This is a genomic window from uncultured Bifidobacterium sp., from assembly GCF_963540075.1.
Lineage (GTDB): Bacteria > Actinomycetota > Actinomycetes > Actinomycetales > Bifidobacteriaceae > Bifidobacterium.
Window position 1 is genome coordinate 1 of sequence record NZ_CAUTOG010000024.1, and the last position, 25,598, is coordinate 25,598.

General features: G+C 64.9%; 17 protein-coding genes, 1 tRNA gene and 1 pseudogene. 14 read left to right on the forward strand and 5 right to left on the reverse strand.

Annotated features, from left to right (window positions below; translation table 11 throughout):
- Positions 1-159: 159 nt before the first annotated feature.
- The gene (locus RWX87_RS04210; protein WP_314687319.1) at positions 160-855 is read right to left on the reverse strand and encodes an alpha/beta hydrolase-fold protein; all 696 of its coding nucleotides are present in this window, start codon (positions 853-855) and stop codon (positions 160-162) included.
- Here RWX87_RS04210 and RWX87_RS04215 point away from each other — a divergent pair.
- Both RWX87_RS04215 and dcd read left to right on the forward strand, forming a co-directional pair.
- A complete protein-coding gene (locus RWX87_RS04215; RefSeq protein ID WP_314687321.1) occupies positions 814-1,002 on the forward strand; it encodes a hypothetical protein in 189 nt (62 codons plus the stop codon). The genes RWX87_RS04210 and RWX87_RS04215 overlap by 42 nt on opposite strands.
- 88 nt (positions 1,003-1,090) lie before the next feature.
- A complete protein-coding gene (gene dcd / locus RWX87_RS04220; protein WP_314687291.1) occupies positions 1,091-1,672 on the forward strand; it encodes a dCTP deaminase in 582 nt (193 codons plus the stop codon).
- Between the two features lie 22 nt (positions 1,673-1,694).
- Here dcd and RWX87_RS04225 read toward each other — a convergent pair whose 3' ends face one another.
- A complete protein-coding gene (locus RWX87_RS04225; RefSeq protein ID WP_314687293.1) occupies positions 1,695-4,718 on the reverse strand; it encodes a cation-translocating P-type ATPase in 3,024 nt (1,007 codons plus the stop codon).
- 228 nt (positions 4,719-4,946) lie between these two features.
- Here RWX87_RS04225 and rlmB point away from each other — a divergent pair, with 228 nt between their 5' ends.
- On the forward strand, positions 4,947-5,960 hold the full coding sequence (rlmB, locus tag RWX87_RS04230) for a 23S rRNA (guanosine(2251)-2'-O)-methyltransferase RlmB (RefSeq protein ID WP_314687295.1): 1,014 nt from the start codon (positions 4,947-4,949) through the stop codon (positions 5,958-5,960).
- 39 nt (positions 5,961-5,999) lie between these two features.
- Here the strand turns inward: rlmB and RWX87_RS04235 are convergent, their stop codons facing one another.
- Together RWX87_RS04235 and RWX87_RS04240 are read right to left on the reverse strand one after the other, a co-directional pair.
- Entirely contained in the window at positions 6,000-7,403 is a 1,404-nt protein-coding gene (locus RWX87_RS04235; protein WP_314687296.1) for a DUF4032 domain-containing protein, read from the reverse strand.
- 142 nt (positions 7,404-7,545) lie between these two features.
- The gene (locus RWX87_RS04240; protein WP_314687297.1) at positions 7,546-8,673 is read right to left on the reverse strand and encodes a sn-glycerol-3-phosphate ABC transporter ATP-binding protein UgpC; all 1,128 of its coding nucleotides are present in this window, start codon (positions 8,671-8,673) and stop codon (positions 7,546-7,548) included.
- 309 nt (positions 8,674-8,982) lie between these two features.
- Here RWX87_RS04240 and RWX87_RS04245 point away from each other — a divergent pair, with 309 nt between their 5' ends.
- The 7 genes from RWX87_RS04245 (at position 8,983) to RWX87_RS04275 (ending at position 16,689) form a co-directional block, all read left to right on the forward strand.
- On the forward strand, positions 8,983-10,833 hold the full coding sequence (locus RWX87_RS04245) for a serine/threonine-protein kinase (RefSeq protein WP_314687299.1): 1,851 nt from the start codon (positions 8,983-8,985) through the stop codon (positions 10,831-10,833).
- Between the two features lie 126 nt (positions 10,834-10,959).
- Positions 10,960-11,919, forward strand: coding sequence for a thioredoxin domain-containing protein (locus RWX87_RS04250; RefSeq protein WP_314687300.1), 960 nt, complete (start codon positions 10,960-10,962; stop codon positions 11,917-11,919).
- A 117-nt stretch (positions 11,920-12,036) separates the two neighbouring features.
- Positions 12,037-12,110 (forward strand) — tRNA-Thr (locus tag RWX87_RS04255).
- A 424-nt stretch (positions 12,111-12,534) separates the two neighbouring features.
- Positions 12,535-14,124 carry a G5 domain-containing protein gene (locus tag RWX87_RS04260; protein ID WP_399552299.1) on the forward strand — a complete coding sequence of 530 codons (1,590 nt, stop codon included), beginning with the start codon at positions 12,535-12,537 and terminating at the stop codon, positions 14,122-14,124.
- Positions 14,115-15,053 (forward strand): 16S rRNA (adenine(1518)-N(6)/adenine(1519)-N(6))-dimethyltransferase RsmA, encoded by a 939-nt coding sequence (rsmA, locus tag RWX87_RS04265; protein WP_314687304.1) that lies wholly within the window; start codon positions 14,115-14,117, stop codon positions 15,051-15,053. Before RWX87_RS04260 ends, rsmA begins: the two co-directional genes overlap by 10 nt.
- Positions 15,034-16,023, forward strand: coding sequence for a 4-(cytidine 5'-diphospho)-2-C-methyl-D-erythritol kinase (locus tag RWX87_RS04270; protein WP_399552300.1), 990 nt, complete (start codon positions 15,034-15,036; stop codon positions 16,021-16,023). The genes rsmA and RWX87_RS04270 overlap by 20 nt, the downstream gene beginning before the upstream one ends.
- A gap of 39 nt (positions 16,024-16,062) precedes the next feature.
- Positions 16,063-16,689: a LytR C-terminal domain-containing protein gene (locus tag RWX87_RS04275; RefSeq protein ID WP_314687308.1), complete on the forward strand. Its 627-nt coding sequence runs from the start codon at positions 16,063-16,065 to the stop codon at positions 16,687-16,689.
- A gap of 197 nt (positions 16,690-16,886) precedes the next feature.
- Here RWX87_RS04275 and RWX87_RS04280 read toward each other — a convergent pair.
- A pseudogene (locus RWX87_RS04280) lies at positions 16,887-18,284 on the reverse strand (CCA tRNA nucleotidyltransferase); the annotation flags it as partial.
- An 85-nt stretch (positions 18,285-18,369) separates the two neighbouring features.
- Here RWX87_RS04280 and RWX87_RS04285 point away from each other — a divergent pair.
- The 4 genes from RWX87_RS04285 to RWX87_RS04300 are packed head-to-tail and all read left to right on the forward strand — an operon-like array spanning position 18,370 to position 25,210.
- Complete coding sequence (locus RWX87_RS04285) at positions 18,370-19,008, forward strand: NUDIX hydrolase (RefSeq protein WP_314687311.1); 639 nt, start codon at positions 18,370-18,372, stop codon at positions 19,006-19,008.
- Positions 18,978-21,179, forward strand: a complete 2,202-nt coding sequence (locus tag RWX87_RS04290) for a DUF6049 family protein (protein ID WP_314687314.1) — start codon at positions 18,978-18,980, stop codon at positions 21,177-21,179. Before RWX87_RS04285 ends, RWX87_RS04290 begins: the two co-directional genes overlap by 31 nt.
- Positions 21,176-22,927 (forward strand): murein biosynthesis integral membrane protein MurJ, encoded by a 1,752-nt coding sequence (gene murJ, locus RWX87_RS04295; RefSeq protein ID WP_314687316.1) that lies wholly within the window; start codon positions 21,176-21,178, stop codon positions 22,925-22,927. The genes RWX87_RS04290 and murJ overlap by 4 nt, the downstream gene beginning before the upstream one ends.
- Positions 22,928-22,978: 51 nt before the next feature.
- Positions 22,979-25,210 carry a hypothetical protein gene (locus RWX87_RS04300; RefSeq protein WP_314687318.1) on the forward strand — a complete coding sequence of 744 codons (2,232 nt, stop codon included), beginning with the start codon at positions 22,979-22,981 and terminating at the stop codon, positions 25,208-25,210.
- The last annotated feature ends 388 nt before the right edge of the window (positions 25,211-25,598 follow it).

Here is a 25,598-nt window from a genome sequence, read left to right on the forward strand (position 1 = left end):
CGCAACGTCTATGTGATGCAGGTCGACGCCGACGCCGAGCTGTAGTCGTCGGCGATGACGTTGGCGGGACTCCGCGCGGAGGGCCCCCCACGCCCGCGAAGGCGTGGGCGACGCGGGCGCGAATCCCGGCCAGGTCAGACCAGGACCATGCACGATGGTCTAGAGCACCCCAGGCGCGATGTCATTGTCCAGCAGCCACTGCCTCACGTCGGAGAACTCCTCCAGACTGACGGCATGGTCAAGGCCGTGGTAGCTCCTGGCCGTCAGCCAGGCGTGCTCGTCCAGCCACGCGGACATCGCGAAAAGCTCGTATTTGGGGATGACCGTATCACTCAGCCCATACCCGAAGAAGACGGGCGTCTCCCTTTCGGCCAAACGGGAATCGGCGGGCGCGCTTCCTTCGATCCGGCCAGGCGCCAGGAACCCGGACAGCGACACCGAGGCGCGGTAGCGTTCGGGATGCACACGGAGCAGATGCACGGCGAGCAGCCCTCCCTGGGAGAAGCCCAGGGGCACCACGTCGCGATCGGACGGAACGTTGTCCGTCACCCACGCATCGATGGCCGAGGCGGCGGCGAACGCGTCACGGTCGAGGTCCTCGCCGGCGGGCACGCAGTCATGGAACCAGCTGTAGGCGCCGCCCCGGGGGTCCTCCTCGAGCGCCAGAGGGGCCCGTAGCGAGGCGAAGTCGTTATAGGGCGCGATGTAGCGCATGAGATCGGCCATGTCATGCTCGTTGGAGCCCCACCCATGCAGGCACAGGAACATCGGCCGCGTTGCCGCGGCCGTCCCGGACCTCGGCGGCCGCAGCGCGTGACGAACCGTCAGAGCGTCGCCGAAACGACCGGCGACCACCGTGGATCGACGGCCCGGAAGGCCCTGCCCCTGCGTCCGATTCTCTACCATGTCTCCACTGTATCCATGTATCCCATCGTCACGGTCGACACCTCGTCGAATCCTTCGCTCGTCACCACGCACCGGCAGGACCGCATCGGGCGTTAGACTGGCCCCGACGACCGCATCCGGTCCCGTACGGCGGATGTCACCGGCATCCGGCACGGAACCGCACGGAGAAGGCCAAGGAGACCACATGCTGCTGTCCGATCGCGACATCCTCACGGCCCACACCGACGGGCACATCGACCTCGATCCCTGGACGCCCCAGATGGTGCAGCCCGCGTCCATCGACGTGAGGCTGGACCGCTTCTTCCGTCTGTTCAACAACCACGCCTACACCTACGTCGACCCGGCCGAGAACCAGGGGGCGCTGACCGAGCAGTTCGAGGTGGGACCCGACGAGGCGTGGATCCTTCACCCCGGTGAATTCGCTCTCGCCTCGACTTGGGAGCGGGTGAGGCTCGATGCCACCATCGCGGCACGGCTTGAGGGGAAGAGCTCGCTGGGGCGTCTGGGCATCCTCACGCACTCGACCGCGGGCTTCATCGATCCCGGCTTCAACGGGCACATCACCCTCGAGCTCTCCAACGTGAGCACGCTTCCCGTCAAGCTCTGGCCCGGCATGAAAATCGGGCAGATGTGCTTCTTCCGGCTGAGCTCCCCGGCCGAGCATCCCTATGGCTCCTCCCAGGCGGGATCTCACTACCAGGGGCAGCGTGGACCCACGCCATCACGGTCCTACATCGACTTCTACCGGGCGCATATCGACGACTAAGGAGGGAAGGACGGGGCTCACGCTACGCCACGTCCACCGTCCGCGCGCTCCTCCGCTCCATGGCCCGGAGAACGACCTTGCGCAGCTCCGATGCCACAAGCACCAGGGCGGCAAGCGTCACGCACTCGACCCATGCCCACGGGCCCAGAGGAGTCGTCCCGAAGGCCGAGTTGAGGACGGGCACATAGATCACCACCAGCTGAAGCGCCGTGGACACCGCGATCGCCCCCCAGAGCCAGTGGTTGGAGAACAGGCCCTCGAACGCGCTGCGCAGATGCGACCGCGAGGCCAGGGCATTGAACATCTGCGCGAAGACGAGGATCGTGAAGCCCATCGTCCGAGCCTCGACGATCTGATGGGCGTGATCGCCGGCGAGGGACCGGTCCGTGAACAGGCCTCCCGCAAGATGCATGTCCATTCCCGCAAGAGTGACCACGGCCATGACGATGCCGATGAAGACGACGTCGCCCCACATCGCGCCGTTGACGACACGATCGGCGATCCGCCGGGGATGACGTCCCATGACGTCCTCCGTCGAGGGGTCGACCCCCATCGCGAGCGCGGGCGCGGCATCGGTGAGCAGGTTGATCCAGAGGAGCTGGGTGGCCAGAAGCGGCACCGTGACACCGGCGGATCCCGGCTGGGTGATGCCGAGCACGCCGGCGAGCATGACCCCGCCGAAGACCGTGAACACCTCGCCCATATTGGAGCTGAGCAGATAGCGCAGGAACTTGCGGATGTTGTCGAAGATCCCCCGCCCCTCACGCACAGCGGCGACGATGGTGGAGAAGTTGTCGTCCGCGAGAATCATCGCAGCCGATTCCTTGGTGACCTCGGTGCCGGTGACGCCCATGGCCACGCCGATGTCGGCGGCCTTGACGGCGGGTGCGTCATTGACCCCGTCCCCGGTCATGGCGACGATGTTGCCCTGCCTCTGAAGGGATTCCACGATTCGGAGCTTGTGTTCGGGAGCGACGCGGGCATAGACGGATCCGGAGGATGTGGCACGGTCCAGCGCCGCGTCGTCCCGGAGGGAGTCGAGCTGGTCCCCGGTGAGGGCCTGATCGCCGGATTCGATGATCCCCAGGTCGGAGGCGATGCGCGAGGCCGTCAGCGGATGGTCTCCGGTGATCATCACGGTGCGGATGCCCGCCCGATGGGCCTCGGCGATGCTGTCGCGCACCTCCGTTCTCGGCGGGTCGATGATCCCGACCATGCCCGTCCAGATCATGTCGCGCTCCACGACGTCGCTCTGCTCCGAGAGCTCGACGACCTGTCCCGCGGCGTTGGTCCGCACGCCCTCGACGCCGGCCAGCGACCCGGTGTCCAGAGGTCTGTAGGCCGCACCCAGGGTCCGGTACGCCTGCCGGGACAGGCGCTCGACATCGTCGAGGATTCGCCGCCTGTCATGGTCGGCGAGTGGCCTGACCTCGGCCCCCACGCGGATTCGCGTGCAATAGCGGAGAAGCACGTCGGGCGCGCCCTTGGAGAACACGGTGAGCCGTCCGGAGTCGGCTCCGTCGCGGGCCACCACCGACATGCGCTTGCGTTCGGAGGTGAAGGGGATCTCCGCGACGCGCGAGAATCCCGCGTAGCGACGATCGGCGCCGGCCTTCCGCGCGGCGACGAGCAGGGAGACCTCGGTCGGGTCGCCCACAGGCTGCCATGAGTCCTTCCCCTCCTCGCGCAGCTCTCCGTCGTTGGCGAGAAGCCCCGCGCCCAGACAGGCGACGACCTCGCCGCGCACATCCTCGGGCATGGGGTCCGAGGCATCCACGTCGACCAGCTCGCCTTTGGGGGAATAGCCGGTGCCGGTGACCTGGACCTCGCCGGAGGGGGTCACGATGCGCTCGACGGTCATCTCGTTGCGGGTCAGCGTCCCCGTCTTGTCGGAGCAGATCACCGAGGCGCTTCCGAGCGTCTCCACCGAGGACAGCCTTTTGACGATGGCATTGTGCCGCGCCATGCGCTGCACCCCCAGCGCGAGCACGACGGTGAGTATGGCCGCAAGGCCTTCCGGAACCGCCGCAACGGCCAGCGACACGGCCAGCAGCAGGGACTCGATGACGTCGTCGAGGCTGTGGAAGCCGGACATGATCGCCAGCGCGGCCAGCACGACGGCGGCGATGATGCAGACGGCGATGCCCAGAATCTTCGAGACGTGCGCCATCTCCTTCTGCAGAGGGGTCGGCTCCTCGTCGGTTTTCGACAGCATGTCCGCGATGCGGCCGACCTGCGTGTCCATGCCCGTGCCGGTGACGATGGCACGGCCGGTTCCCTGGGTCACGGCGGTTCCGTTGAACACCATGTTGGATCTGTCACCTAGTGCGCGGGCCCTGTCGAGGAGGTCCGGACGCTTGGGCACGGGAACGGATTCGCCGGTCAGACTCGCCTCGGCGACGCGCAATGACGCCGACGCGACAAGCCTGCCGTCTGCAGGGATGGTGTCGCCCTCACCCAGGACGAGAACGTCCCCGGGCACGATGCCCGTCGTGTCGATGCGCACGACCCTTCCCCCACGCAGCACGGAGGTCTGCGGCGCGGTCATTCTCGCCAGGGCGTCCACCGCCTTTTCGGCCCTCGCCTCCTGGACGTATCCGAGAGCCGCATTGAGGACGAGTATGAGGACGATGACGATGGCGTCGAAGGGCAGGCTTTCCGTCCGGGCTCCCGGGGCCGCATTCGCACGTTCCACGAACCAGGCGACCAAGGAGATCCCCGTCGCCGCCAGCAGAAGGTAGACGAGAGGGTCTCTGAACTGAAGCAGGAACCGCCGCCATGCCGGGACCGGGGGGGTCCCCTGGAGACGGTTCTCGCCGAAGCGTTCAAGTCGTCGCGCGGCCTCCGCCTCATCCAGCCCGCGCGAGACGTCGACCTCCAAGGCGCGCGCGACGTCCTCGGAGGGAACGAGCGAGGGATCCGGATGCGCCGAAACCCCGCTGGTCGTCGCATCCCCATCGGTTGTCGTGCGGTCACCGGCGGCGCCGCCTCCCATGGACGACGCACGGGCTGATGTGCTGAATCTATCGTCGGAATGACGAGTCATCGCTGGATTCTCCTCGGTCCGCCGCGGAGTAGTCAGTTCCGGACTCGAAGGCCCAGAGAATCCGGACCCGCCGGAACTGCGCGGATGTGGATGCCGGCGTGGGCCGGCCAGTCATCGCTCCCATTCTAGTGTCAGCGTCCCGCGAGGGCCAGGAAGCGGCGGGCGCATCATCCCCGAAGCTCCTGACGATCCGCCTCATCCATCCCGGGGTGCTGGGACAATGGCGCCATGGCAACGAAGAAGGGCCCGACCAAGGGGTCGGGCGGCAAGCATCGGAACTCGCTCAAAGGGCGAGGTCCCACCCCCAGGGCCGAGGACCGCGTCTATCACAAGGCCCACAAGAACCGCGAGGAGGTCGAACGCCGCCGGCGCGCGGATCCGCGACTTGCGGCAAGGCGCCGCGCGGACCAGTTCGTCTCGGACGCGGCGGACCTCGTCGTGGGCCGCAACGCCGTGCTGGAGGCCTTGCGGGTCGGCGTCCCCAGCACCCAGCTGGTGCTCGCCTCCCGCATCGAACACGACGACCGGACGAGGGAGATCGTCCGTCTCGCCGGAACCCGAGGCCTTCACCTGCTGGAGGCCGACCGGCTGGAGATGGACCGCATGGCCCATTCCCGCAACCACCAGGGCGTGGTGCTCAAGGTCAGCCCCTTCGAATACTCCTCCCTCGCGACTCTCGCCGACCAGGCCGGAAAGCGTGCGGCGGCCATGTCACAGGCGGATTCCCCCGCGGCGAAACGAGCGGCGCAACCTCTGTTCATCGCGCTGGACGGCGTCACGGACCCGCAGAATCTCGGCGCCGTCATCCGTTCCGCCGCCGCCTTCGGCGCCTCCGGGGTCATCCTTCCGGAGCGACGGTCGGCCTCCGTGACGGCCACGGCCTGGAAGGTGTCCGCAGGGGCCGCGGCGCATATGCCCGTGGCGAAGGTCGTCAACCTGACCAAGGCGCTGGAGGGACTGAAGGAGCGGGGATACTACGTCGTCGGCCTGGATGGGGACGGACGGGGGCATGTGGGGGGCACCGGGTTCGAAGGAGATCCCCTCGTCGTCGTACTCGGATCGGAGGGGAATGGAATCAGTCGTCTGGTGAAGCAGACCTGCGACGCCGTCGCCGGGATCCCCATCACGGGCATGGTCGAATCGCTGAACGCGTCGGTCGCCGCGGGAATCGCCCTCTATGCCGTTGCACAGGCACGACGGGAGGGCGTGTCGAGCACGAGAGAGGCGGCGTCGAAAGGCTGACGCCCGACCCACGATTCACCCGAGGGATGGCGAACCCGACTAATGCGACCAGACGGCGGCGTCCGGATCATCCTCGGCGTCATCCTCAGGGCCCTGATATGTGGCCTGATCGTCGATGACGCCCGAATCGGCGTCCTCGTTGATGGCCTGCGTCTCAGCGGTGTCCAGCCTGTACTGCGGAAGGACGTTCTTGATGTAGCTGGCGACCGCCTCGCCCATGGGGACATCATGGCCGGCCTTCTCGGCCAGGAACCAGCGATGGTCAAGAACCTCATGGAAGAACTGGGCCGGATCGATCTGGGATCGGTATTCTGGAGGAATCATGTGCACCGTCGGTTCGAAGACCTCACGCATCCAATCGGTGGCCACGATCTCCAGCTCCTCGCCCTCCCTCCATGTGGAGGCACGGTAGGCGTCGAGGTCGTTGAGCAGTCGACGGGCCTGGTTCTCCTGAACGTCAAGGCCGGTGAGCCGCAGCAGCTTGCGCGATGCATAGCCCGCATCGACCACACGGGGACGCACGAGCACCCTCTTGCCATCGGCGGCCGTCTTCATTTCAAGCTCATCGACGTCGAAGCCCAGGTCATTCAGTCTGTTGATGCGCTTTTCAATCTTCCACATCTCGTCGGGGTTGAAGTCCTCGACGTCCGTGAGCGCCCCCCAGAGGGAGTGGTAGCGATCGACCAGTCGGTTGCCGACGGTGACCTCGTCCACGCCCTTGGGCAGCAGGTCGCCGGAGTTCAGGTCCATCAGCTCGCCGATGATGTTCGTCCGCGCCAAATCGATGTCGTATTCCCTCTGGCCATCGGTGAGAGAGGCATGCAGATCGCCGGTTTCGGCGTCCACCAGAAAGGCGGAGAAGGCGTCGGCGTCACGCAGGAAAAGCACGTTGGACAGGGAGACGTCCCCCCAGTAGAAGCCGGCCAGATGCAGTCTGACCATAAGCACGGCAAGGGCGTCGATCAGCCTTTCGGCGGTGTCTGGACGCAGGTTGCGGGCGAACAGCGCACGATACGGCAGCGAGAACTTCAGATGCCTGGTGACGAGAATGGCCTCGAGCGGCGAACCGTCGACATCATGACGCCCGGTGACCACGGCGATGGGCGTGACCGTGGGCAGCTCGAGCTTCTGGAGCCGGCGCAGCAGCTCGTATTCGCGTTCGGCGACCAGACGGGTGATCTCCTTCATGGCATAGACCTCGTCACCCACGTGCACGAAGCGGACGACATGGCGGGAGATGCCCCGAGGAAGATTGACAAGCAGCTCCTGGGGCCAGACGGACAGAGGCTTCTCCCACGGCAGGGTGAACATCTTCGGATTCGAGCTCGCCGCCGTGATCCTGAGCAGCTGCGCGTCGTCGGAACCGTCCTCGGCGGCCTCGGCGTTCACCGATGTGGCGTTCAGCGCCCGCGGATCGATCTGCGACGTTTCGGTCAGTTCCATAGGGCCCAATGTACCTTTCGTGGGCGAGAAGCCCGGATATGGAAAGCCCCGCATCGCTGCGGGGCTTTCCACCGGGGGCGCCAAGAGAGGGAAGAGGCGTCGGCCCCGATGCCGATGGCGGCGGAACCCGCCGCCACGCCATTTAGTTCAGACGCAGCTCCGTCGCGGGGGAGAAGAGGTGCATCTTGCTCGGGTCGATCTTGATCTTGACCGTCTCGCCCACCTTCGGCAGGGAACGCGGGTTGACGCGGATCGTCGTGAGCTTGTTCTGGTCGGACATCATCGTGGAGGCCTCGGCGACCGAGCCGTCGGTGACGATGTTGCCGTAGATATAGCCGTCGGAGCCGAGGTCCTCGACGTTGACCACGCTGAGGGAGAAGGCGTTGGCGTCGGTCGGAGACGCCAGGTCGGCGTCCTCGGGGCGGAAGCCGACGACGATCTTGCCGCCGTCGTCCGGGGTCAGCTTGTTCACGGCCTCGGCCGGCAGGTCGAGCGTGTCCTCGCCGATCTTCGCCTTCCCGTTCACGACGGGATGCGTGTTGATGTTCATCGACGGGGATCCGATGAAGCCCGCGACGAAGACGTTGGACGGGCGGTCATAGAGCTCCGTGGGCGCACCCACCTGCTGAAGGACGCCAAGCTTGATGACGGCGATGCGATCGCCCATCGTCAGGGCCTCGGTCTGGTCGTGGGTCACGTAGAGCGTCGTGACGCCCAGCTGACGCTGCAGGGCGGCGATCTGGGTACGGGTCTGGACGCGGAGCTTGGCGTCGAGATTCGACAGCGGCTCGTCCATCAGGAACACCTTCGGCTTGCGGACGATGGCGCGACCCATCGCCACGCGCTGACGCTGGCCACCGGACAGGGCCTTGGGCTTGCGGTCGAGATACTCGGTGAGGTCGAGCGTCTTCGCGGCCTCCTCGACGCGCTTGCGAATCTCATCCTTCGGCATGCCGGCGATCTTCAGGGCGAAGCCCATGTTGTCGGCGACGGTCATATGCGGGTACAGGGCGTAGTTCTGGAAGACCATGGCGATGTCACGGTCCTTCGGCTGCATGGTGGTGACGTCCTTGTCGCCGATGAAGATCCGGCCCTTGTTGACCTCCTCGAGGCCCGCGAGCATGCGCAGGGTGGTTGACTTGCCGCAGCCGGAGGGGCCGACGAGAACAAGGAACTCGCCGTCCTTGATATCAAGATTGAGATCATCGACCGAAGGCTTGTCGTTGCCAGGGTAGATGCGGGTGACGTGTTCGAAGACGACTTCCGCCATGATAATCATCCTTTCATCGGCAGGTACGTGCCGAACGATCCGTAGTGAAGGGGATTCATGCCGAAGTCCACGGCAGCCAGCATCGGAAACCGCAAGCTTCAGCGTTTACTTTTCCGGTCCAGTGAAGGTTCTCTTCGTTGAGCCTTTTCCCACTATACACGGCGGAAAGACGCGACGACACGCCATCCGCGCCCCGACGGGACCGGCCGGGGCCCCCCTCGGACACGCGATGCGGCGGGAAGGCCAGGAAGCCGCTCGAAGGGCCGCGAACCCCTCCTCCGCGCACGGCGGCACACTAGGATGTTGGGCATGAGCGATCTGAACGCCATGGATCTGGAACAGGGCCAGACCGTGGGCGGATACGTCCTCCTCTCGCGGCTGGGCGGAGGCGCCATGGGGTCCGTCTGGAGGGTCCGGGACGGCGGCGGGCAGGAGTTCGCCATGAAGATCCTGCGGGATTCGCTGTCCGAGGACTCCGACCCCTCCTCGTCGCGAAACCAGGCCACGGCACGGGAAAGGCTTCGCCGCGAGGCCATGGCGCTGCGCCGGATACGCCATCCTGGGGTCTGCCGCATCGTCGATATGGAGTTGGACGATGCTCTGGCCTTCATCGTCACGGAACTCGTCGAGGGGCAGAACCTGCGGAATGACGTCAAACAGAACGGCCCTTATCACGCCGTCGACCTCGAGCGTCTCGCCGAAAGGCTTATGGACGCCGTGCAGGCGGTCCATGCCGCCGGAATCATCCATCGGGACATCAAACCGACCAACGTCATGGTCGCGGCGACGGGTCCCGTGCTCGTCGATTTCGGCATCGCGATGGGCGCTGGCGAAAGCCATGTCACGCGCACGGGGCTGGTGATGGGCACTCCCGGCTTCATTGCCCCTGAGATCATCGAGGGGGCGGAATCCGACGAGACGACGGACTGGTGGTCGGTGGCCTCGGTACTGGCCTTCGCCGCGACGGGGCGCCCGGTGTTCGGCACATCGCCGATGATGACGGTGCTTCAGCGTGAGGCGTCCGGCAGCGCGGATCTGTCAGGGATCGCCGAGAACACCCGCAGGGCGCTGGCCCGCGCACTGGATCCCAGACGTGCCCAGCGGGGAGGACCCCGCGAACTGCTGGATTCGATCAGCTCTGATTCGCTCGATGATCCCACTCGCGCGCTGCCGTCGGGCGACGCGTCCCCCACGGAGGCGATGCCCCCTTTTGAGGCGACATCGCGACTCCCGCGCGATCCCGCCGACACCGCGGATGCGGGAACGCGCACTCTCTGGCTGCCGCTTGACTCCACGCGGACACGGGGTCTGCCAACGGGCGAGGCCGATGCCCCCACTTCCGCAACCCGTGTGCTACCCGCCGTCGTCGCCGCGCCCGGTGCGCTGGACGACGGACATGATGCCGACGCTCCTGCCTCCAGCCGGGACCAGGATGACGGTTCGGAGACGCAGACCCCGTCCTCCCAGGACGATGGCGATCTCCTCTGGCGTCACGACCATTGCCTGCGCACCGGGGGGATCACCATAATCGGGCTGTCGGCGACATGGACCCTTCTGGCGGCGGCCATCCCCGTCTGGACCCTGTGCATCGCCGCGGTCACGTTGTGGATTCTCACGGCTCTTGGCGAAGGACGACGGTTCAGGTTCGAGAGGCAGCGACGGCATGCCGGCCGGTGGAATCACGGGGACACGGCGCTTCGGGTTGTTCTCACGCCCTGGCATATCCTCACGGCGCTGCCGCGTGCCCTGGCGCAGACGACGATTCTCGGCGTCATCACCGCACTGGTCGCGGTGCTGACGGGACCGCTGACATCCCCCGACCGCATGGGGCTGCTCTGGCGTCCCGGCAATCTGAGCATCCCTCTGCTTCTGCCCTCGGGAAGACCGATGTCCTTCGCCGGACTCACTCTTGGGCTGAGCATGGGAATCGCCTGGATCGTCGTGGCATGCCTCCCGATGGGGTCGCTGGCCCGGCTCGGCTCCGGATCCTGGGGACGTGCGACGGATTCCTCGCCTGATGGTTCCCGGCGAAGTCGTCGAGGATCGGTCGTCCCGACCATCATCGGCGCAGGAGGTCTGGCGGTCGCCCTCGCATCCCTCATCCCGTTGCTGACATGGACCTCCATCCTCTGGTATCCGCTTCCCGTCAGCCCCCTGTGAACATCGTTCGCCGCACGGGATTCGCACGGTCCGGTCGGCTAGGATGTTTCCGGCAGCATCCGACGTCGCCGACCGGAGCTCATGTGAGAGCCCGGACGGCAACGACACGCAGATCAGGGAGGACATATGGCCGCAGGCCAGTCCCGGAACAAGTCCCGCGACAGAAGGTCGGCACGCAGGCTGGCCGAGGAGGCGCGCGAACGGCGGCAGGCCGAACAGGAGGCGCGCGAACGCCGGCAGCAGACGATCATCGGCATCATCGTCGCGGTCGTCGTGCTGGCGCTGGTGGCCGTCATCGGCGTCGTCGTCTACCGCAACACCCACGCCTCGAGCTCCTCAAGCTCCGAATCCGCCCAAACGGCCTACGAGAAACTGCAGGCAGTCACCACGACGCCCAGCCGAGCCACCAGCAAGGGCGGCTTCCTCATGTCGAAGAACGGCTACGGGAAGAAGGCCACCGGCGCCCCGACCGTCGCCATCTACATGGACCCCCTCTGCCCCGGCTGCGGAAACTTCAATCGTCAGGCTGATTCCACGCTCATCTCCCTGCTGGACGCCGGCCAGATCAACATCGAGATCCATCCGATGGCCTTCCTGGACTCCAGTTCCAGCGACGACTACTCCAGCCGCGTCTCGACCGCCATCGCGTACATCGCCCAGAACGACGACGACCCCGACCATCTCCTATCCTTCATTTCCAGGATCTACGCCTCGGACTTCCAGCCCAGCGAAGGCAGCGACTACGTGTCGGTCAGCGACGCCAAGCTCAAGGCGCAGGCCATCAAGGCCGGCGTGCCAAAGAAGATCGCGAACAAGGCCTTCACGCGCAAGTATCAGGACTGGCTCGACGCCGTCGACGACTACACCCCCAAGCGCAAGGAGCTGTGGGGGTCCAGCGGATCCATGTCGACGCCCACGGTGACGGTGAACGGCACGATGCTCGACCTGTCCGAGTTCTCCACGTTAGGCCTTGAGCTGAAAACAGGGATTCTCAAGTCGCTCGGCCTCACGGAATCCCAGGTGGGCAAGGAGGGCGAGCTCCCGTCCATCGGCGCAACCGGGAAGCCGGTATCCTTATCCTCCTGAGTCGGACGCATTCGTCAGCCCCTCCATTGGTGGAGTTGTCCGGCCCACTGCTAAGCTTGTCCGCGTCCCGCAGAGGGGTTGACCGGCAGGTCCACGAGGCCACCATGACACGGGCATGCCTCCTTAGCTCAGATGGCCAGAGCGGCCGCCTTGTAAGCGGCAGGTCGTCGGTTCGATCCCGACAGGAGGCTCCGGAGACATGCCGTACGCGTCATACGAAATGCGTGTATGGTGTCTTTCTGGCACACTTATCCCCGAGTAAGCAGCCCAGAAGCCTTCCCCCCAAATAAGGCTTCTGGCAGAGGCGAAGCATCCCCCAACCCGCTTCGCCTCGGGGCGGGAACATCCCCTTCTCTCCCGCCCCATTCCGTGAGAGGGGTCGTCGTCAGCGCAGACGGCGACCGCAGCCTCCCACCGGGTTTTTGCTCCCGCATCATCGGCCCCTGGGGCATTCCGCCGTATGTCACCGTCGTCGTTTTGTGCCGAGAATGCCACGAAGCTGCGCTGATTCGTGGAAGGATGGAGCCTCTTCGGTAGAATGCGAGTCGTGACGACCTTCCGTGCATGACCGGAACGACGGGAACGTCCTGATTCCTGACAGTGAGGAGAACGCTGATGCCTCGACGGTGGACACCGGGACGCTTCGTGCTGCTGAGAAGGATACGCGTTCTGGTGTGCGTCTGCGCCGTCGTTCTGGCCTCGGCGGGTGCCTTCACCGTAGGGGCGCGTAAATCCGTCGCCCTGACCGTCAACGGCGAGACGACGATCGTCACCACCTACGCGATGACCACCGACAGGCTGCTCGAGGAGCAGGGCGTCACGGTGAAGTCCCATGATGCCGTGGTCTCCACGTCGGGCGATGTTCTGGCTAACCACGCCGCCGTCACGGTGAACAAGGCCTTCCAGGCGACCATCGTCATCAACGGACAGGAGGTCCCCTTCTGGACGACCGCGACAAGCGCCGCCCAGCTGCTGGGTTTCTTCCGGCAGAACGAGGTCAAGGCCTCCCAGGTCACGGTGGACATCGGCAACGTCTACAACCAGCTCACCGGCGGCCTCATCATCAACCGCGCTGGGCCGGTGACGGTGATCTGCGACGGGAAAAGAACCGTCGTCGCCAACGGAAAGCTGCCGGCGGCCTCGATTCTCGATTCGGCGGGAGTGGTGCTCGGGAAGAACGACCGCGTCAGAGTCGAAATGGATGGCGACACGACCGTCCTGCGGGTCCTGCGGGTCACTCACCGCACGATCACCGAAACGGTCACCGTGCCCTTCTCCACGACGACGGTGGTGGACGACGGTCTTGAACCCGGGCAAAGCGTCATCCGCCAGCAGGGGAGCAACGGAGAGAAGCGGCTCACCTATGACGTCACCTACGTCGACGGGAAGGAGGAAAGCCGCACCCTCAAATCCCAGACGACCACCGCCATCAGCGTCGACAGAATCATAGCGGTGGGTCCAACCTCCTCATCCGAGTCCGAATCGACCTCGGAATCGACGACCGGCTCCGGATCCGCGTCAGACAGTGCGTCCTCGGACAAATCCTCCAAAGGTTCGTCGACGTCCTCCTCAGCCTCGTCCAACGAAGCCCCATCCTCCTCCGCACGCGATTCAGCCTCGGCTTCATCGAGTGGCTCATCGAAGAGCGCATCCTCCTCGTCTGCGGCGCCATCCTCCTCCGCCTCCCCATCGTCTTCGGCATCGGGTTCGCAGTCGTCCTCCTCGACGAAGACCCCCTCATCGAGCACCTCGACTTCCACGTCATCGACCCCGACCTTGAAGCCCAGCACATCTTCGTCATCCAAGCCTTCCAGCAGCTCCTCCTCATCCTCCAGCTCCTCCTCATCCTCCAGCGGATCCTCGTCCTCCAGCGGATCGGGCTCGACCCAGACAGGCCTGTGGCATCCCAGCATCGCGGCCGCCCAGACCTACGCCGCCGGCGCGGCCGCCGAACTCGGCTGGACCGGACAGAAATGGACGGACCTCCTCTGGCTGTGGAACCACGAATCGGGATGGCGTTGGAATGCCGCCAACTCCTCCTCCAGCGCCTACGGCATCCCCCAGGCCCTGCCGGGAAGCAAGATGGGAACCGGATGGAAGGACGACGGAGCGGTCCAGATCTCCTGGGGCCTGAGCTACATCAGCCAGCGCTACGGGAACCCCACCAAGGCACGCGACTTCTGGGAGATCAACAAATGGTACTGACCGAATCCCCGGTGGGCGGCATCCCCGACAATCCCGACACCAGCGGTTCAGGCCATCTCCTGGGCGCGACCGACATCCATCGTCTCGCCGAAGACCTGGGCGTGGTCCCCACAAAAAGACTCGGACAGAACTTCGTCATCGACCCAGGCACCGTGCGACGCATCGTCCGCACCGCCGAGGTGGAAGAGGGCGATCAGGTTCTGGAGATCGGACCCGGCCTAGGATCCCTGACCCTGGCCCTGCTGGAGGCGGGATGCCACGTCACGGCGGTCGAGATCGACCCGCGTCTGGGCACACGGCTGCCATCCACGGCACGAAGATTCATGCCGGACCGCGCCGATGACCTGACCGTGCTGGTGAAGGATGGGATGCTCCTCGAGGCGAAGGATCTCGACGCATCCGTCGACGCCTCCGAACTCACCCTCGTGGCCAACCTTCCCTACAACGTCGCCACGCCTCTGGTGCTCACCCTCCTGGGCAGGATGCCACATCTGAAGCGATTCACGGTGATGGTCCAGCGGGAGGTCGCCGACCGCATGGCGGCTCTGCCCGGAAGCCGGTCGTATGGAGCGCCGAGCGTGAAGCTGGCCTGGTACGGAACGGCGACGCGAACCGGCTCGATCGGACGCAATGTGTTCTGGCCGGCACCGAACGTCGATTCCGCCCTGGTGTCCTTCGTCCGTCTTCCCGACGGGTCCGCACAACGAGGGGATACGCAGCTGCGGGAGCGCGTATTCCGTCTCATCGACGCCGCCTTCGGCCAGCGACGCAAAACCCTGCGTCACGCCCTGCGGGGCCTGGTACGGCCGGAGGTCTTCCAGGACTGCGGAATCGACGCCGGGCGACGAGGCGAAACCCTGTCCATCGACGATTTCATCGCGCTTGCGTCGCGGGCAAGGAGAGCGGACGATGAAGCCGGGAATCGCTGAGGCCATAGGCTTGCCGGAACGATCCTCCTGGGACGGGCCGTCGCCGAGCGGTCCCGTGGTCACCGTCGAGTGCCCGGCGAAAACCAACATCACTCTCTCCGTCGCCGGGCGCCGCCCGGAATGGGGAAACCGGCACGAGCTCGATACCATCTACTGCGGGCTCACGCTCGCCGACACCCTCGTCGTCCGACCGGCGCCGCCCGGAAGCGGCCCGCTGCTCTCCTTAAGCGGCGATCATCTCGGAGACCTGTCGGGCCGCGACGACAACCATGGCGACAACCATGCCATCCGTGCGGTGCTGGCTCTGTCCGAGGCCAGCGGAATCGCACCTGACGTCAGTCTGCGAATCGTCAAACGCATTCCGGTCGCAGCCGGTCTCGGAGGAGGGTCCTCCGATGCCGCCGGAGTCCTCTTGGCGCTGAACGCCCTCTGGGGTCTGAACTGGCCGCTTTCCCGACTCTCCGTGATTGCGGCCCGTCTGGGATCGGATATGCCCTTCTGCCTGGTGGGAGGTTTCGGGCACGGAACCGGATACGGCGAGCGCATCGAGGCTCTGCCTCCGGGAAGACCGCAGGCGTTGGGGTTGGATGAGGACGGGTTCACCGGAACGGTGCTGGTGGGAGCCTACGACGATCGCCTGAGCACTCCTGAGGTCTACCGACGATTCGATGAGATCGGTGCGAATCCGGGGGATTCCAACGACCTCCAGCGGGCGGCGATATCCCTGCATCCACGCAGCGGCGAGGCCGTGGACATCGCGGCGGCGACCGGTGCGCGTCATGCAATGGTGTCCGGCTCCGGACCCACCGTCGTGGCCTTCGTGCCCGACGACACGGTCCGCGAGTCGGTCAGACGAGCCTGGGCCGAATCGGGCGCGGTGGATTACGTCCTGTCCGCACGCGCGCCCTGCGCTCCCGTGGTTCTGATGCACCCGACAACGCGACCGCGTCAGACGCTGACGCTACAGTGAGGGCCACTGCCATAAGGCCGAGAGGGCAAAGGGACTGGTATGACGAAGCCGAATGAAGAACGGGCCATGCGCCGTCGTTATGTGGCCAAGCATCACCGCATCGTCCTGTCCGTCGTCTCCATGATTCTCGTCGTGGCCCTTGTCATCTCCTGTTTCTTCTATTTCCACATCGGCGGAGCGGGAGCCCAGAAGACCACGACGACGGCCCCGAACTACGGAGTGACCGCCCCGTGCGCCCCCAACGACTCCAACGGGAACAAATCGAAGTACGTGGCGAACTCGAACGTGACGATACGGGTGCTGAACGGGACGTCGTCCAGCGGCTTCGCCAAGGCGGTCGGAGACGCGTTGGAGAACAGGAGCTTCACGGTCTCGGAGATATCCAACTATTCGTCGACCTCTGTCGAGCGCACCACCATCTACTTCGGGCGTAACGCCATCGCCCAGGGCTACACCGTGAACAGCAACTTCAAGGACGCCATCATGGTGATGGACGACCGGACGGACAAGCTTGTCGACGTGGTGCTGGGAGCCTCCTTCACGAATCTGCGCAGCAAGCGCTACGTGCCCACCTCAGGGGCCGATATCGTCGACATCAAGGGATGCGTCAGCGCCTCCTCGATGACGAACCTTCCCAAGGCCATCAGCCACGACGCCGTGAACTGAGTGGGACGGGGTAGGGCCCGGCACCGGTGGACACAGGCGTGATAACAGCCAGACATCCACGCCGGCACGCCTGCGGCAGACGAGGCGCGACCACGAGACCGCCCTCAGCCCCTCGTTGACGTGCTCAGATCCGCCACACCCGTCCGTTCCCCGGCGGCCCGGGACGCATCGCCGGGGAACGGCTGGCGCACGGACGCCCATCGGCGAAGTTCCTTCTCCGCCTCGTCGGCACCGACGGGGCCACGATCAAGGCGGAATTCCAGCATATGCCGGTAGGCCTCGCCGATCAGCGGTCCCGGGGCAACACCCAGGATCCGCATGATGTCGTTGCCATCAAGGTCGGGACGGATGGCATCGACGTCCTCCTGCCGCCTGAGCTCCTCGACACGGCGTTCCATGCCGTCCATCGCCTCGGAGAACATCCTCGCCTTGCGCTGGTTCCGGGTCGTGACGTCCGCCCGTGTCAGTCTGTTCAGACGCTCATACAGATGGCCGGCGTCCCGGACATAGCGGCGGACAGCGGAGTCGCTCCACGGCTCCTCGACATAGCCGTGGAAGCGCAGATGCATCTCGACCAGGGCGGACACGTCCTGGATGACGTGGTGGTCGAAACGCAGCGCACGCAGGCGACGCCGGACGATCTGGGCTCCGACCACGTCATGATGGTGGAAGCTCACCTTGCCACCGGGCTCGAAGCGACGCGTCCGGGGCTTGCCGGCGTCATGGAGCAGGGCCGCCAGACGCAGAACGAGATCCGGGGCGGGAACCGGCCCGTCGTCACCCGTCTCCAAGGCGATCGCCTGATCGAGAACGGTCATCGTGTGCTCGAAGACGTCCTTGTGACGATGATGCTCGTCGATCTCCAGACGCAGTGCCGGGATCTCCGGAATCACGACGTCGGCAAGACCGGAGTCGACCAGCGCCTCGACGCCGTCGCGTGGCCGCGAGGACAGAAGCAGCTTGGTCAGCTCATCGCGCACACGCTCGGCGGAGACGATGGAAAGACGCTGGGCCATGCGGCTGATCGCCTCGGCCGTCGACGCCTCAATCCGGAATCCCAGCTGGGCGACGAAGCGCACGGCCCGCATCATCCGTAGGGGGTCGTCCTCGAAGGAGCGCTCGGGTTCGATGGGCGTGCGCAGAAGACCATTGGCCAGGTCGCTGGCGCCATGGAAAGGGTCGACGAACACCACTTCGGGAACCCTGAGAGCCATGGCGTTGACGGTGAAGTCCCGACGAGAGAGGTCGCCTTCAAGGCTGCTTCCATACGTCACATCGGGTTTGCGGGAATCCGGCTCATAGGCATCGCTGCGATAGGTCGTGATCTCGACCCGAACCTCGGTGCCATCGGACCGACGGCGCATGGCCCCGAGGGTGCCGAACTTCCGCCCCATATCCCAGAAGCCATCGCGACCCCATCTCCTGAGCACGGGCTCGAACTGCTCCGGACGCGCTGACGTGCAGAAGTCCAGGTCATGGGAACGCCGCCTCAGAAGAAGATCGCGGACCGCACCGCCCACAAGGGAAAGCTCGAATCCCTCGACGGAGAACAGTTGACCCAGCTCGATGGCCTCCGGCCAGACTTCGACGTTCATTGGACCCTTTCACGGCAGGCACGCGTGCGCGCCTCCCAGCATACCGTCACCCCACCTGCACATTGCCTTGGGTATGGTGGATACCATGACCACCCCCTCGGATCTCGCGCGCATGCTTGCTGACGCCGCGGATCGTCATGCCCGACGAGGAGGGTTCACGGACGTTCTGCGGTACACGTCGCAATCCGCCAGGAGGACGGGGCCCGAGGAGTCCTCCGACGTGCCGACCCCGGCGATGATGCCGGCCCGTCGACTTGCCCGTGTGCGTGCGACATTCGCATCTCTTGACGCCCAGGAGCTCCCCGTCGTCCGGGAATATTCCGCCGGCGGTCTCATATTCGACGACGACAGGGTGGCCATCATCGCCCGTCACTCACGCAGCGGCCATCTGGAATGGTGCCTTCCCAAGGGACATATCGAACAGGGCGAAACCCCCCAGCAGACCGCCGTGCGTGAAGTGCACGAGGAGACGGGGATTCTGGGCGAGGTGATGGAATCCATAGCGACCATCGACTACTGGTTCACCGGCTCCAGCCAGCGGGTGCACAAGCTCGTCCACCACTTCGCGCTCCGACGCACAGGCGGGAATCTGACCGTCGAGGGGGATCCCGATCATGAGGCGGAGGAGGCGATCTGGGTACGATTCGACGATCTTGACGACGTCCTCAGCTATCCCAATGAACGCAGGATAGCGTGGCTGTACTCACGGAAGCGCGACAGTTGATCGGACGCTACCAATGGCGACGAGGCAGCGTACGCCTCGACACCCCTGAACCACGGCGCACGCGACGCTCCTGCCATCACCTGCAATCCCTCGTCGCCATGCTCGTCGTGATGCTGTTGAGCTGTCTCGCGCCATCGGCGGCATGGGGCGCGCAGACCACGACTCCCGAGATCGACCTGTCCATCACCGAATCGACACCCGTCGTCACATCGGACTCGGGATATCGCATCGTCGTCACCGTGAGGAATGCCTCGGGCACGGAGGCTCCAGGGGGGAGGCTCACGGTCTCCACGAACTCGTGGTACACCTTCGTCTCCCGCAGCGATATCCAGCACTGGGCCGAGGGGAGCACCGGCATCCCCACCCCCGATGCCCTGGGCGCGGTCGCCGTCCCGGCGGTCTCGCCCCACTCCAGCGTTTCCGTGACGATCGACGTGCAGTCCGATGACGCTGCCCTGACATCGATCACCACATGGGGTCCCAAACCCGTTCTCCTCGAATACTCCTCCACGACGGGACGAGACGTGAGGTCCCATACCTTCCTGACCCGGTCAACACAGGGGCTCACGACGACCGCCACACCTGCGATGAACATCACCGTCGCCGTCCCCCTAGTGAGTTCCGGATGGAAAAGCGACGACGAGCAGACGTCCGCATTGCTGGCTTCCAGCGAATCGGCGAAGGAGACGGCACCCCATCTGACGAAGGCCGCGACCCAGACCATGCGGCAATGGGCCGAGACGCTCCAGTCCCATCCGCTTCTCCAGGCGGTCGCCGATCCCTCGGTCATCGCCGCCATGTCACTTCCCCCCCAGGTGACGGGAGTCATGCAGCCCGGCGCCCTGGACGTCACCGCACGCGCGGCGCTCGGCGCCTCGGCCTTCGCCAAGGCCGGCATATCAGACGCCTCCTGGACGTCCTCCACGGCGCTGTCGCAGGCGGCAACCACCCTGGGAGAGGAGTCTTCGCTGGCGTCCTACGCATGGCAGGGGGCCGGCAGGTGGACGCTTCAGGCCCTGACCCTCGCGCGCCGCCAGGGGTATTCGACCGTCATCGCCTCCGGCGATTTCGACGGCTCGGACTCCTCGACCGTCCACACCGGCACATACCGCGTCTCCACGGATGCCGGAAGCGTCACGGTCCTGGCCGCACAGAACGTGCTCACTGAACTGGCCCAGGGCAACCCCACCGACAAAACCGCGCTCGCCGAGCACACCACTGCCGGTCGTCTGGCCCGCTTCATGGCCCAGAGCGCCTTCTATCAGATGGAGCAGCCCTACGTCTCGCGTAACGTGCTCGTCCTCCTGGACACGCGGACCACGCCGACCGAAGCGGGCAGCCTCATGAAGGCCATCGAAGACGCGCCGTGGCTGAACCTCACCACTCTGAGCACCCTGTCCTCCTCCAAGGCCTACATGTCCGGAAGCGAGGCGAAGTCAGTGCTTCCCTCCGATTCGGGAATGACCCGAAGTCACCGTAACGCCCTGACCTCAGCCCTTGACACGCTCGCAGACGGCTTCTCGGACATCACGCGCTTCTCCGGCACCATCCTGGACGATGGATCCTCCTCGTCCTCGGCATCGTCATCTGCATCATCGTCCTCGACCTCCTCTGAACCGGAATCCGCGGCATCGGCGACATGGATTCGGCGTATCGGAACCACGTATTCGCGTCTTGCGCTTCATGCCCTCTCCATCTCCGCCGATGACGACCTGACCTCCCGCATGACGGCATCGGCGACCGGACTGTCCTCACGTCTTCTCTCCTCGGTCTCGCTGACTCCTTCCGAGGGAATCACCGTCGTCAGCGACACGGCGAGCATGCCGGTCACGGTCAGCAACTCCAACCCCTATCCGGTCCGCGTGCGGGTCTCCTCCCTCACCGACTCCATGGAGATCGTCACATCCCGGTTCGCGGACGTCACGGTTCCGGCCCGCGGCGAGGCTCAGGTGACTTTCACGATTCGCGTGGCGACATCCGCGAAGGCCACCGTTCACCTGACCCTTCTCGGTCGTGACGGGGAGGTCTTCTCGGACTCGCGCTCGACCACCATCACCAGCTCCCTGCAGCTCAACGACAAAAGCGGACTCGTCATCATCTTCCTCGCCGCCGTTCTGGGAGCGATCGGTCTTCGCAGACAGCTGCATCGTCCGAAGGATCCTGACGAATGACATCCTCCCCATTCTCGACCGAATCGTCCGTCGGCCGCAATTCGCTCGTTATGGCGGTGGGGACCGCGGCTTCCCGAGTCACGGGACAGGTCCGTACGATCCTTCTCGCCGCAGCGGTCGGCACGACGGGAATGGCGGCCAATGCCTACCAGGCGGGGGCGATGATCCCGCAGGTGATCTTCACGCTGGTGTCCGGCGGCATCTTCAACGCCGTACTGGTGCCGCAGATCGTGCGCACCCTCCATGCTCAGGACGCCGAAAAGAACCTCAACCGGCTGATCACCTTCGCAATCGCCATGCTGGTGGGCATCACGGTCCTGATGATGGCGGCGACGCCTCTTCTCACCTGGCTCTACGCCGACGGCAATGCCGACATGATCGCACTGACGAACTCCTTCACGCTCTGGTGCATGCCCCAGATCCTCTTCTATGGGCTCTACACCGTCATCGGCCAGATTCTGGCGGCCAGAAATCGTTTCGGAGCGTATGCATGGAGCTCCGTGGCAGCCAATCTCATCAGTTCCGCGGGCTTCACCGCGTTCATCGTCCTGTTCGGCAAGGCCGACACCCGGCCCCTGTCCTTCTGGAACAGCGGAAGGGTGGCTCTGACGGCGGGGGCTTGGACCCTGGGCGTCGCGTTCCAGGCACTCATTCTGTTCATTCCCCTCGCACGCTCCGGAATCCGTTACAGACCCCGCTGGGGAATACGGGGAATCGGGCTGCGATCCATGGGGCCCGTGGCCGCGTGGAGCCTGGGAATCGTCATCGTCGGTCAGCTCATCACCATCGTCGACACCAGAGTCACCACAGGCGCCCCCGCCCTCGCCGAACGTCTCCACGGGGTGAGCCAGCTGACGGTCGCAGGAAACGCGACCTACCAGAACGCCTATACGGTATGGATGCTTCCCTACTCATTGATCGCCGTATCGGTGGCGACGGCCGTGTTCCCCGACATCTCCCGCTCCGTGGCACGCAACGACCTGGAGGCGGCACGTCGCGAGCTCAGCCGCTCGCTGCGCAACGTCACCGTGATCATGTGCTTCTTCACCGTGGCCTTCGCGGTTATGGCGACTCCCATCTCCATGGCTCTCCTGCCGTCCATCAGCGTCCGTGAGGCTCTTCTCATGTCCGGACCGCTCACTGCACTCGCCGCATGCCTGCCGATGTCAAGCGCCTATCTGATCATCCAGAGAACCTTCTACGCATTCGAGGACGGACGGCATCCCTTCATCTTCGCCGCCTTGCGGGAAAGCATCCATTTCCTTGTGCTGATGGCGGGCGTCCGCGTCCTCGCCCCAGAGCACTGGGTCACCTGGCTGGGAGTGACCATGACGCTATGCAATGCCATCGCCTTCCCTCTTCTGCTCATGATGCTCAGACGCCGTTTCGGAGGGAACATCGACGGAAGGCGAATCCTCACCAGCATGCTGAAGGCGACCGCGGCCACCGTGGCGACCATAGCCGTCGGCTTGGCGCTCCGTCCTCTCGCTCTTCGGCTTGTCGGCGCGAGTGATTCATCCATGGACTGGCTCCAGGCCATCGGCGTCTGTGCAATCCTCGCTCTGGCGATCGCCGTCGTCTATCTCTCCATCCTCCTTCTTCTGCGCACCGAGGAGCTGCGCTCCCTGTTCGTTCTCCTTCTGAGACGAGTGGCCCACGTCCCCCTATGGCGTCGTGACGGGACGGACCGGGACGCTGATAAGACCGACAGAATGGCGTCCAAGCGGGACGACTATCGTCATCAGTAGAATGTCATCAGCGTCGTTCACCGCGATCCTACTTCCCATGGAGTCTGCAGAATGAGTAAACCCGATCTGGGAGATACCGTCATCAGCCGGTACACCCTTGTTTCGCGACTGAGAGACGCGCCCGGTCTCCAGGCGTGGAAGGCCAGCGACCGAGTACTTGCGCGGGACTGTCAGCTGTTCATCGTCAACGACGCGGACTCACTACCGCAGGTCAATGCCATCGCATCCTCCCTGGCGCTGTCGCGAAACGACCGCTTCACCCGCGTTCTCCAGCTCCAACACCGCAGCTCCGTGGCGATCATCATCACCTCGCTTGATGCCGGCGTGTCCCTGACCAATTATCTTGCCGGGCCAGCCGGGCATACCCTGAGCTATGAGGCCATGCGGACCATCATCGGGGAATGCGCCCGAGCGGAACAGCAGCTGCTCATCGATGGGATTTCGCATAGGTCGCTGAGCACCGACACCATCCGCGTCACCTCACAGGGGATCCAGCTCGCGGATGCCCCTATCAGCCCTCTGCTCGATGAACTGTCACGGGCCTCCCGGGAGTTCTCCGCCCAACAGCTCGCCACACGTCAGCTCTCAGGCGTCCTCTATGCAATGCTGACCCATTCCGCTTCGCAGAACATCGCGGAATTCGACCTCGCCCGCCTGGGAATAGACGTCCCCGGGGAGTTCCGTCTTATCTGCGCTCGAGGGCTTGAACTGCAGGACAGGACTCGCCAGAACGCCACGGTGCCCATGGTGTCATTGTCTGAACTGACCGCATTGCTCGGCTCATGGACCCCGCCGACGAAGCTTCATCCCACCGATATCGCACTTCCGGGCATCGACGGGGAGAATTCCGTCATCTCAGCCGCCATCACGACCAATCCACATCACAGACTGCTGCCGATCTCTGAGGACATCGCCTCCAACTCGCCGGCGCGGACACTTCCGACAAGCGTTATCTTCCCCTTTCCCAAGATGTCCCCGGTTGCCGACGCACCTGGGCTGAGCATGGGCGGAGCAAAGCCGGTCCCGACTGTACTCCCGGCGGATGCGACGGTTCGACAGGGCGCGACTTCATCCGGTCCCGAAGCGTCAGGGACATGGAGGTCGCTTCTGGACAAAGGGCGTTCCATCGTCACCGCACGTTCGGGAGCCTTGCCAAACCCAGATTCAAGCGTTTCCCCGCCCTCCCCTTCGGAACCGAACCTTGATTTCCATGATGTGGCAGCGCAGGAGATGGAGAACATCATCTCCACCCCGGATACCACGACCATCGATTCCGTGTTCCCTGCGTTCGTCCATGAACAGAACGGACAGCACGGTCACGAGGCTTCTCGCTTCGATTTCACGACAAGGGCCCGAACCACTCCATCACCGACGACTCATACGAATCAGAACCACCGCGTCAGGACCGAATCGACGGGCAGCATACCGGTCTTCGGGGAGGCAGGTACGCCCATCAGACCGGGAGAGGAGTCGTACAGGGCCCTGCAGGCCGAACGTCGTTCCAAGGAGGCCGCGGGAAACGCGGGGCTTCCGCCGAGCTTCATACCCCGCTCGCAGCAGACCGGAGCCGAGGCCATCGATGACGATGTCGCGAACGCGCCTCTGTTCAGTCGCTTCACCACCAAGGTCGTGTCCATCACGATAATCGCCATCATCGTGGCCGTCGCCCTCGCCTTCGCGCTGCGAGCGATGACCGGGGGTACGACCCGGTCTGACTCCAGCATCACGAACGACTCAGGGGTCTGGCCCGAGATGAACCTCAATGACGTTCCCTTCGGATCGTCCTCCTCATCAGGGGGGTCCTCGTCGGGGTCCTCGTCGACCGCGACATCCTCGTCCACCGCGACATCCACATCGACGGCGACGTCCACATCCTCCCCAAGCGCCACGGCGACGATCAGCACGGCGGACCACGACGTCTCCAGCGTTCCGACACCCTCGATCCCCGAGAACAACACCCCCTTCGACATCGACAAACAGGAGTTCCTCACCAACCCCGGTGGACAAAGCGGCTTCGGCTACTACATGCATCTCAGCCAGGAACAGACGGCACAACGCTTCGTGGTGACCATCAGATCCTCCGGAGGCATGGGATATCTGCTCGCAAACACCAGCGACGATCCCTCCGCGGGGACCCAGGTGGCCAAGTTCACCTTCGATTCGAGCGGCACCACGGATATCAAGTTCACCAAACCCGTCAAGGCCCAGGACTTCCTGCTCTGGGTACCCATCGACAGCCTGCCCAACAACCAGCTGTATATCAACTCGGTCAAGATCTACTGATGCAGCCCTGAGGCGTTCCTTCCGAACACCCGAGAATCTCACGGAGTGCCTCGCCCACTCAGCTCGCGACCGTGCACACTGTGCGGGAATTCTCAGCCAGAGTGGAATCGGGTCTCCTCGGACGTCTTATGCCTTCCCAGGAGACCCGCCATGCATGGCTTGCAGCCCATCGCGGTCGGACCCATAGCCACGTCATGGCGAAAGCCGCCCGCCGGGCGTCTCCCTCGCGCTCGAGAATCGCTCCCTCAAGCCTACGCAAAGCCCACAGGGCTTTGCGCTTAACGAAAGCCGCCCGCCGGGCGTCTCCCTCGCGCTCGAGAATCGCGCTCGCTGAGCCTACGCAAAGCCCACAGGGCTTTGCGCTTAACGGCTCAGTGTACTGAAACGG

Bases quoted from the DNA above. Each gene is read 5' to 3' on its own strand.
- RWX87_RS04275 (WP_314687308.1), top strand. From the start codon at position 16,063: ATGACGAAGCCGAATGAAGAACGGGCCATGCGCCGTCGTTATGTGGCC.
- RWX87_RS04225 (WP_314687293.1), bottom strand. From the start codon at position 4,718: ATGACTCGTCATTCCGACGATAGATTCAGCACATCAGCCCGTGCGTCG.
- RWX87_RS04240 (WP_314687297.1), bottom strand. From the start codon at position 8,673: ATGGCGGAAGTCGTCTTCGAACACGTCACCCGCATCTACCCTGGCAAC.
- RWX87_RS04245 (WP_314687299.1), top strand. From the start codon at position 8,983: ATGAGCGATCTGAACGCCATGGATCTGGAACAGGGCCAGACCGTGGGC.
- RWX87_RS04300 (WP_314687318.1), top strand. From the start codon at position 22,979: ATGAGTAAACCCGATCTGGGAGATACCGTCATCAGCCGGTACACCCTT.
- RWX87_RS04270 (WP_399552300.1), top strand. From the start codon at position 15,034: ATGAAGCCGGGAATCGCTGAGGCCATAGGCTTGCCGGAACGATCCTCC.
- RWX87_RS04260 (WP_399552299.1), top strand. From the start codon at position 12,535: ATGCCTCGACGGTGGACACCGGGACGCTTCGTGCTGCTGAGAAGGATA.
- dcd (WP_314687291.1), top strand. From the start codon at position 1,091: ATGCTGCTGTCCGATCGCGACATCCTCACGGCCCACACCGACGGGCAC.
- RWX87_RS04235 (WP_314687296.1), bottom strand. From the start codon at position 7,403: ATGGAACTGACCGAAACGTCGCAGATCGATCCGCGGGCGCTGAACGCC.
- murJ (WP_314687316.1), top strand. From the start codon at position 21,176: ATGACATCCTCCCCATTCTCGACCGAATCGTCCGTCGGCCGCAATTCG.
- RWX87_RS04250 (WP_314687300.1), top strand. From the start codon at position 10,960: ATGGCCGCAGGCCAGTCCCGGAACAAGTCCCGCGACAGAAGGTCGGCA.
- rsmA (WP_314687304.1), top strand. From the start codon at position 14,115: ATGGTACTGACCGAATCCCCGGTGGGCGGCATCCCCGACAATCCCGAC.
- rlmB (WP_314687295.1), top strand. From the start codon at position 4,947: ATGGCAACGAAGAAGGGCCCGACCAAGGGGTCGGGCGGCAAGCATCGG.
- RWX87_RS04285 (WP_314687311.1), top strand. From the start codon at position 18,370: ATGACCACCCCCTCGGATCTCGCGCGCATGCTTGCTGACGCCGCGGAT.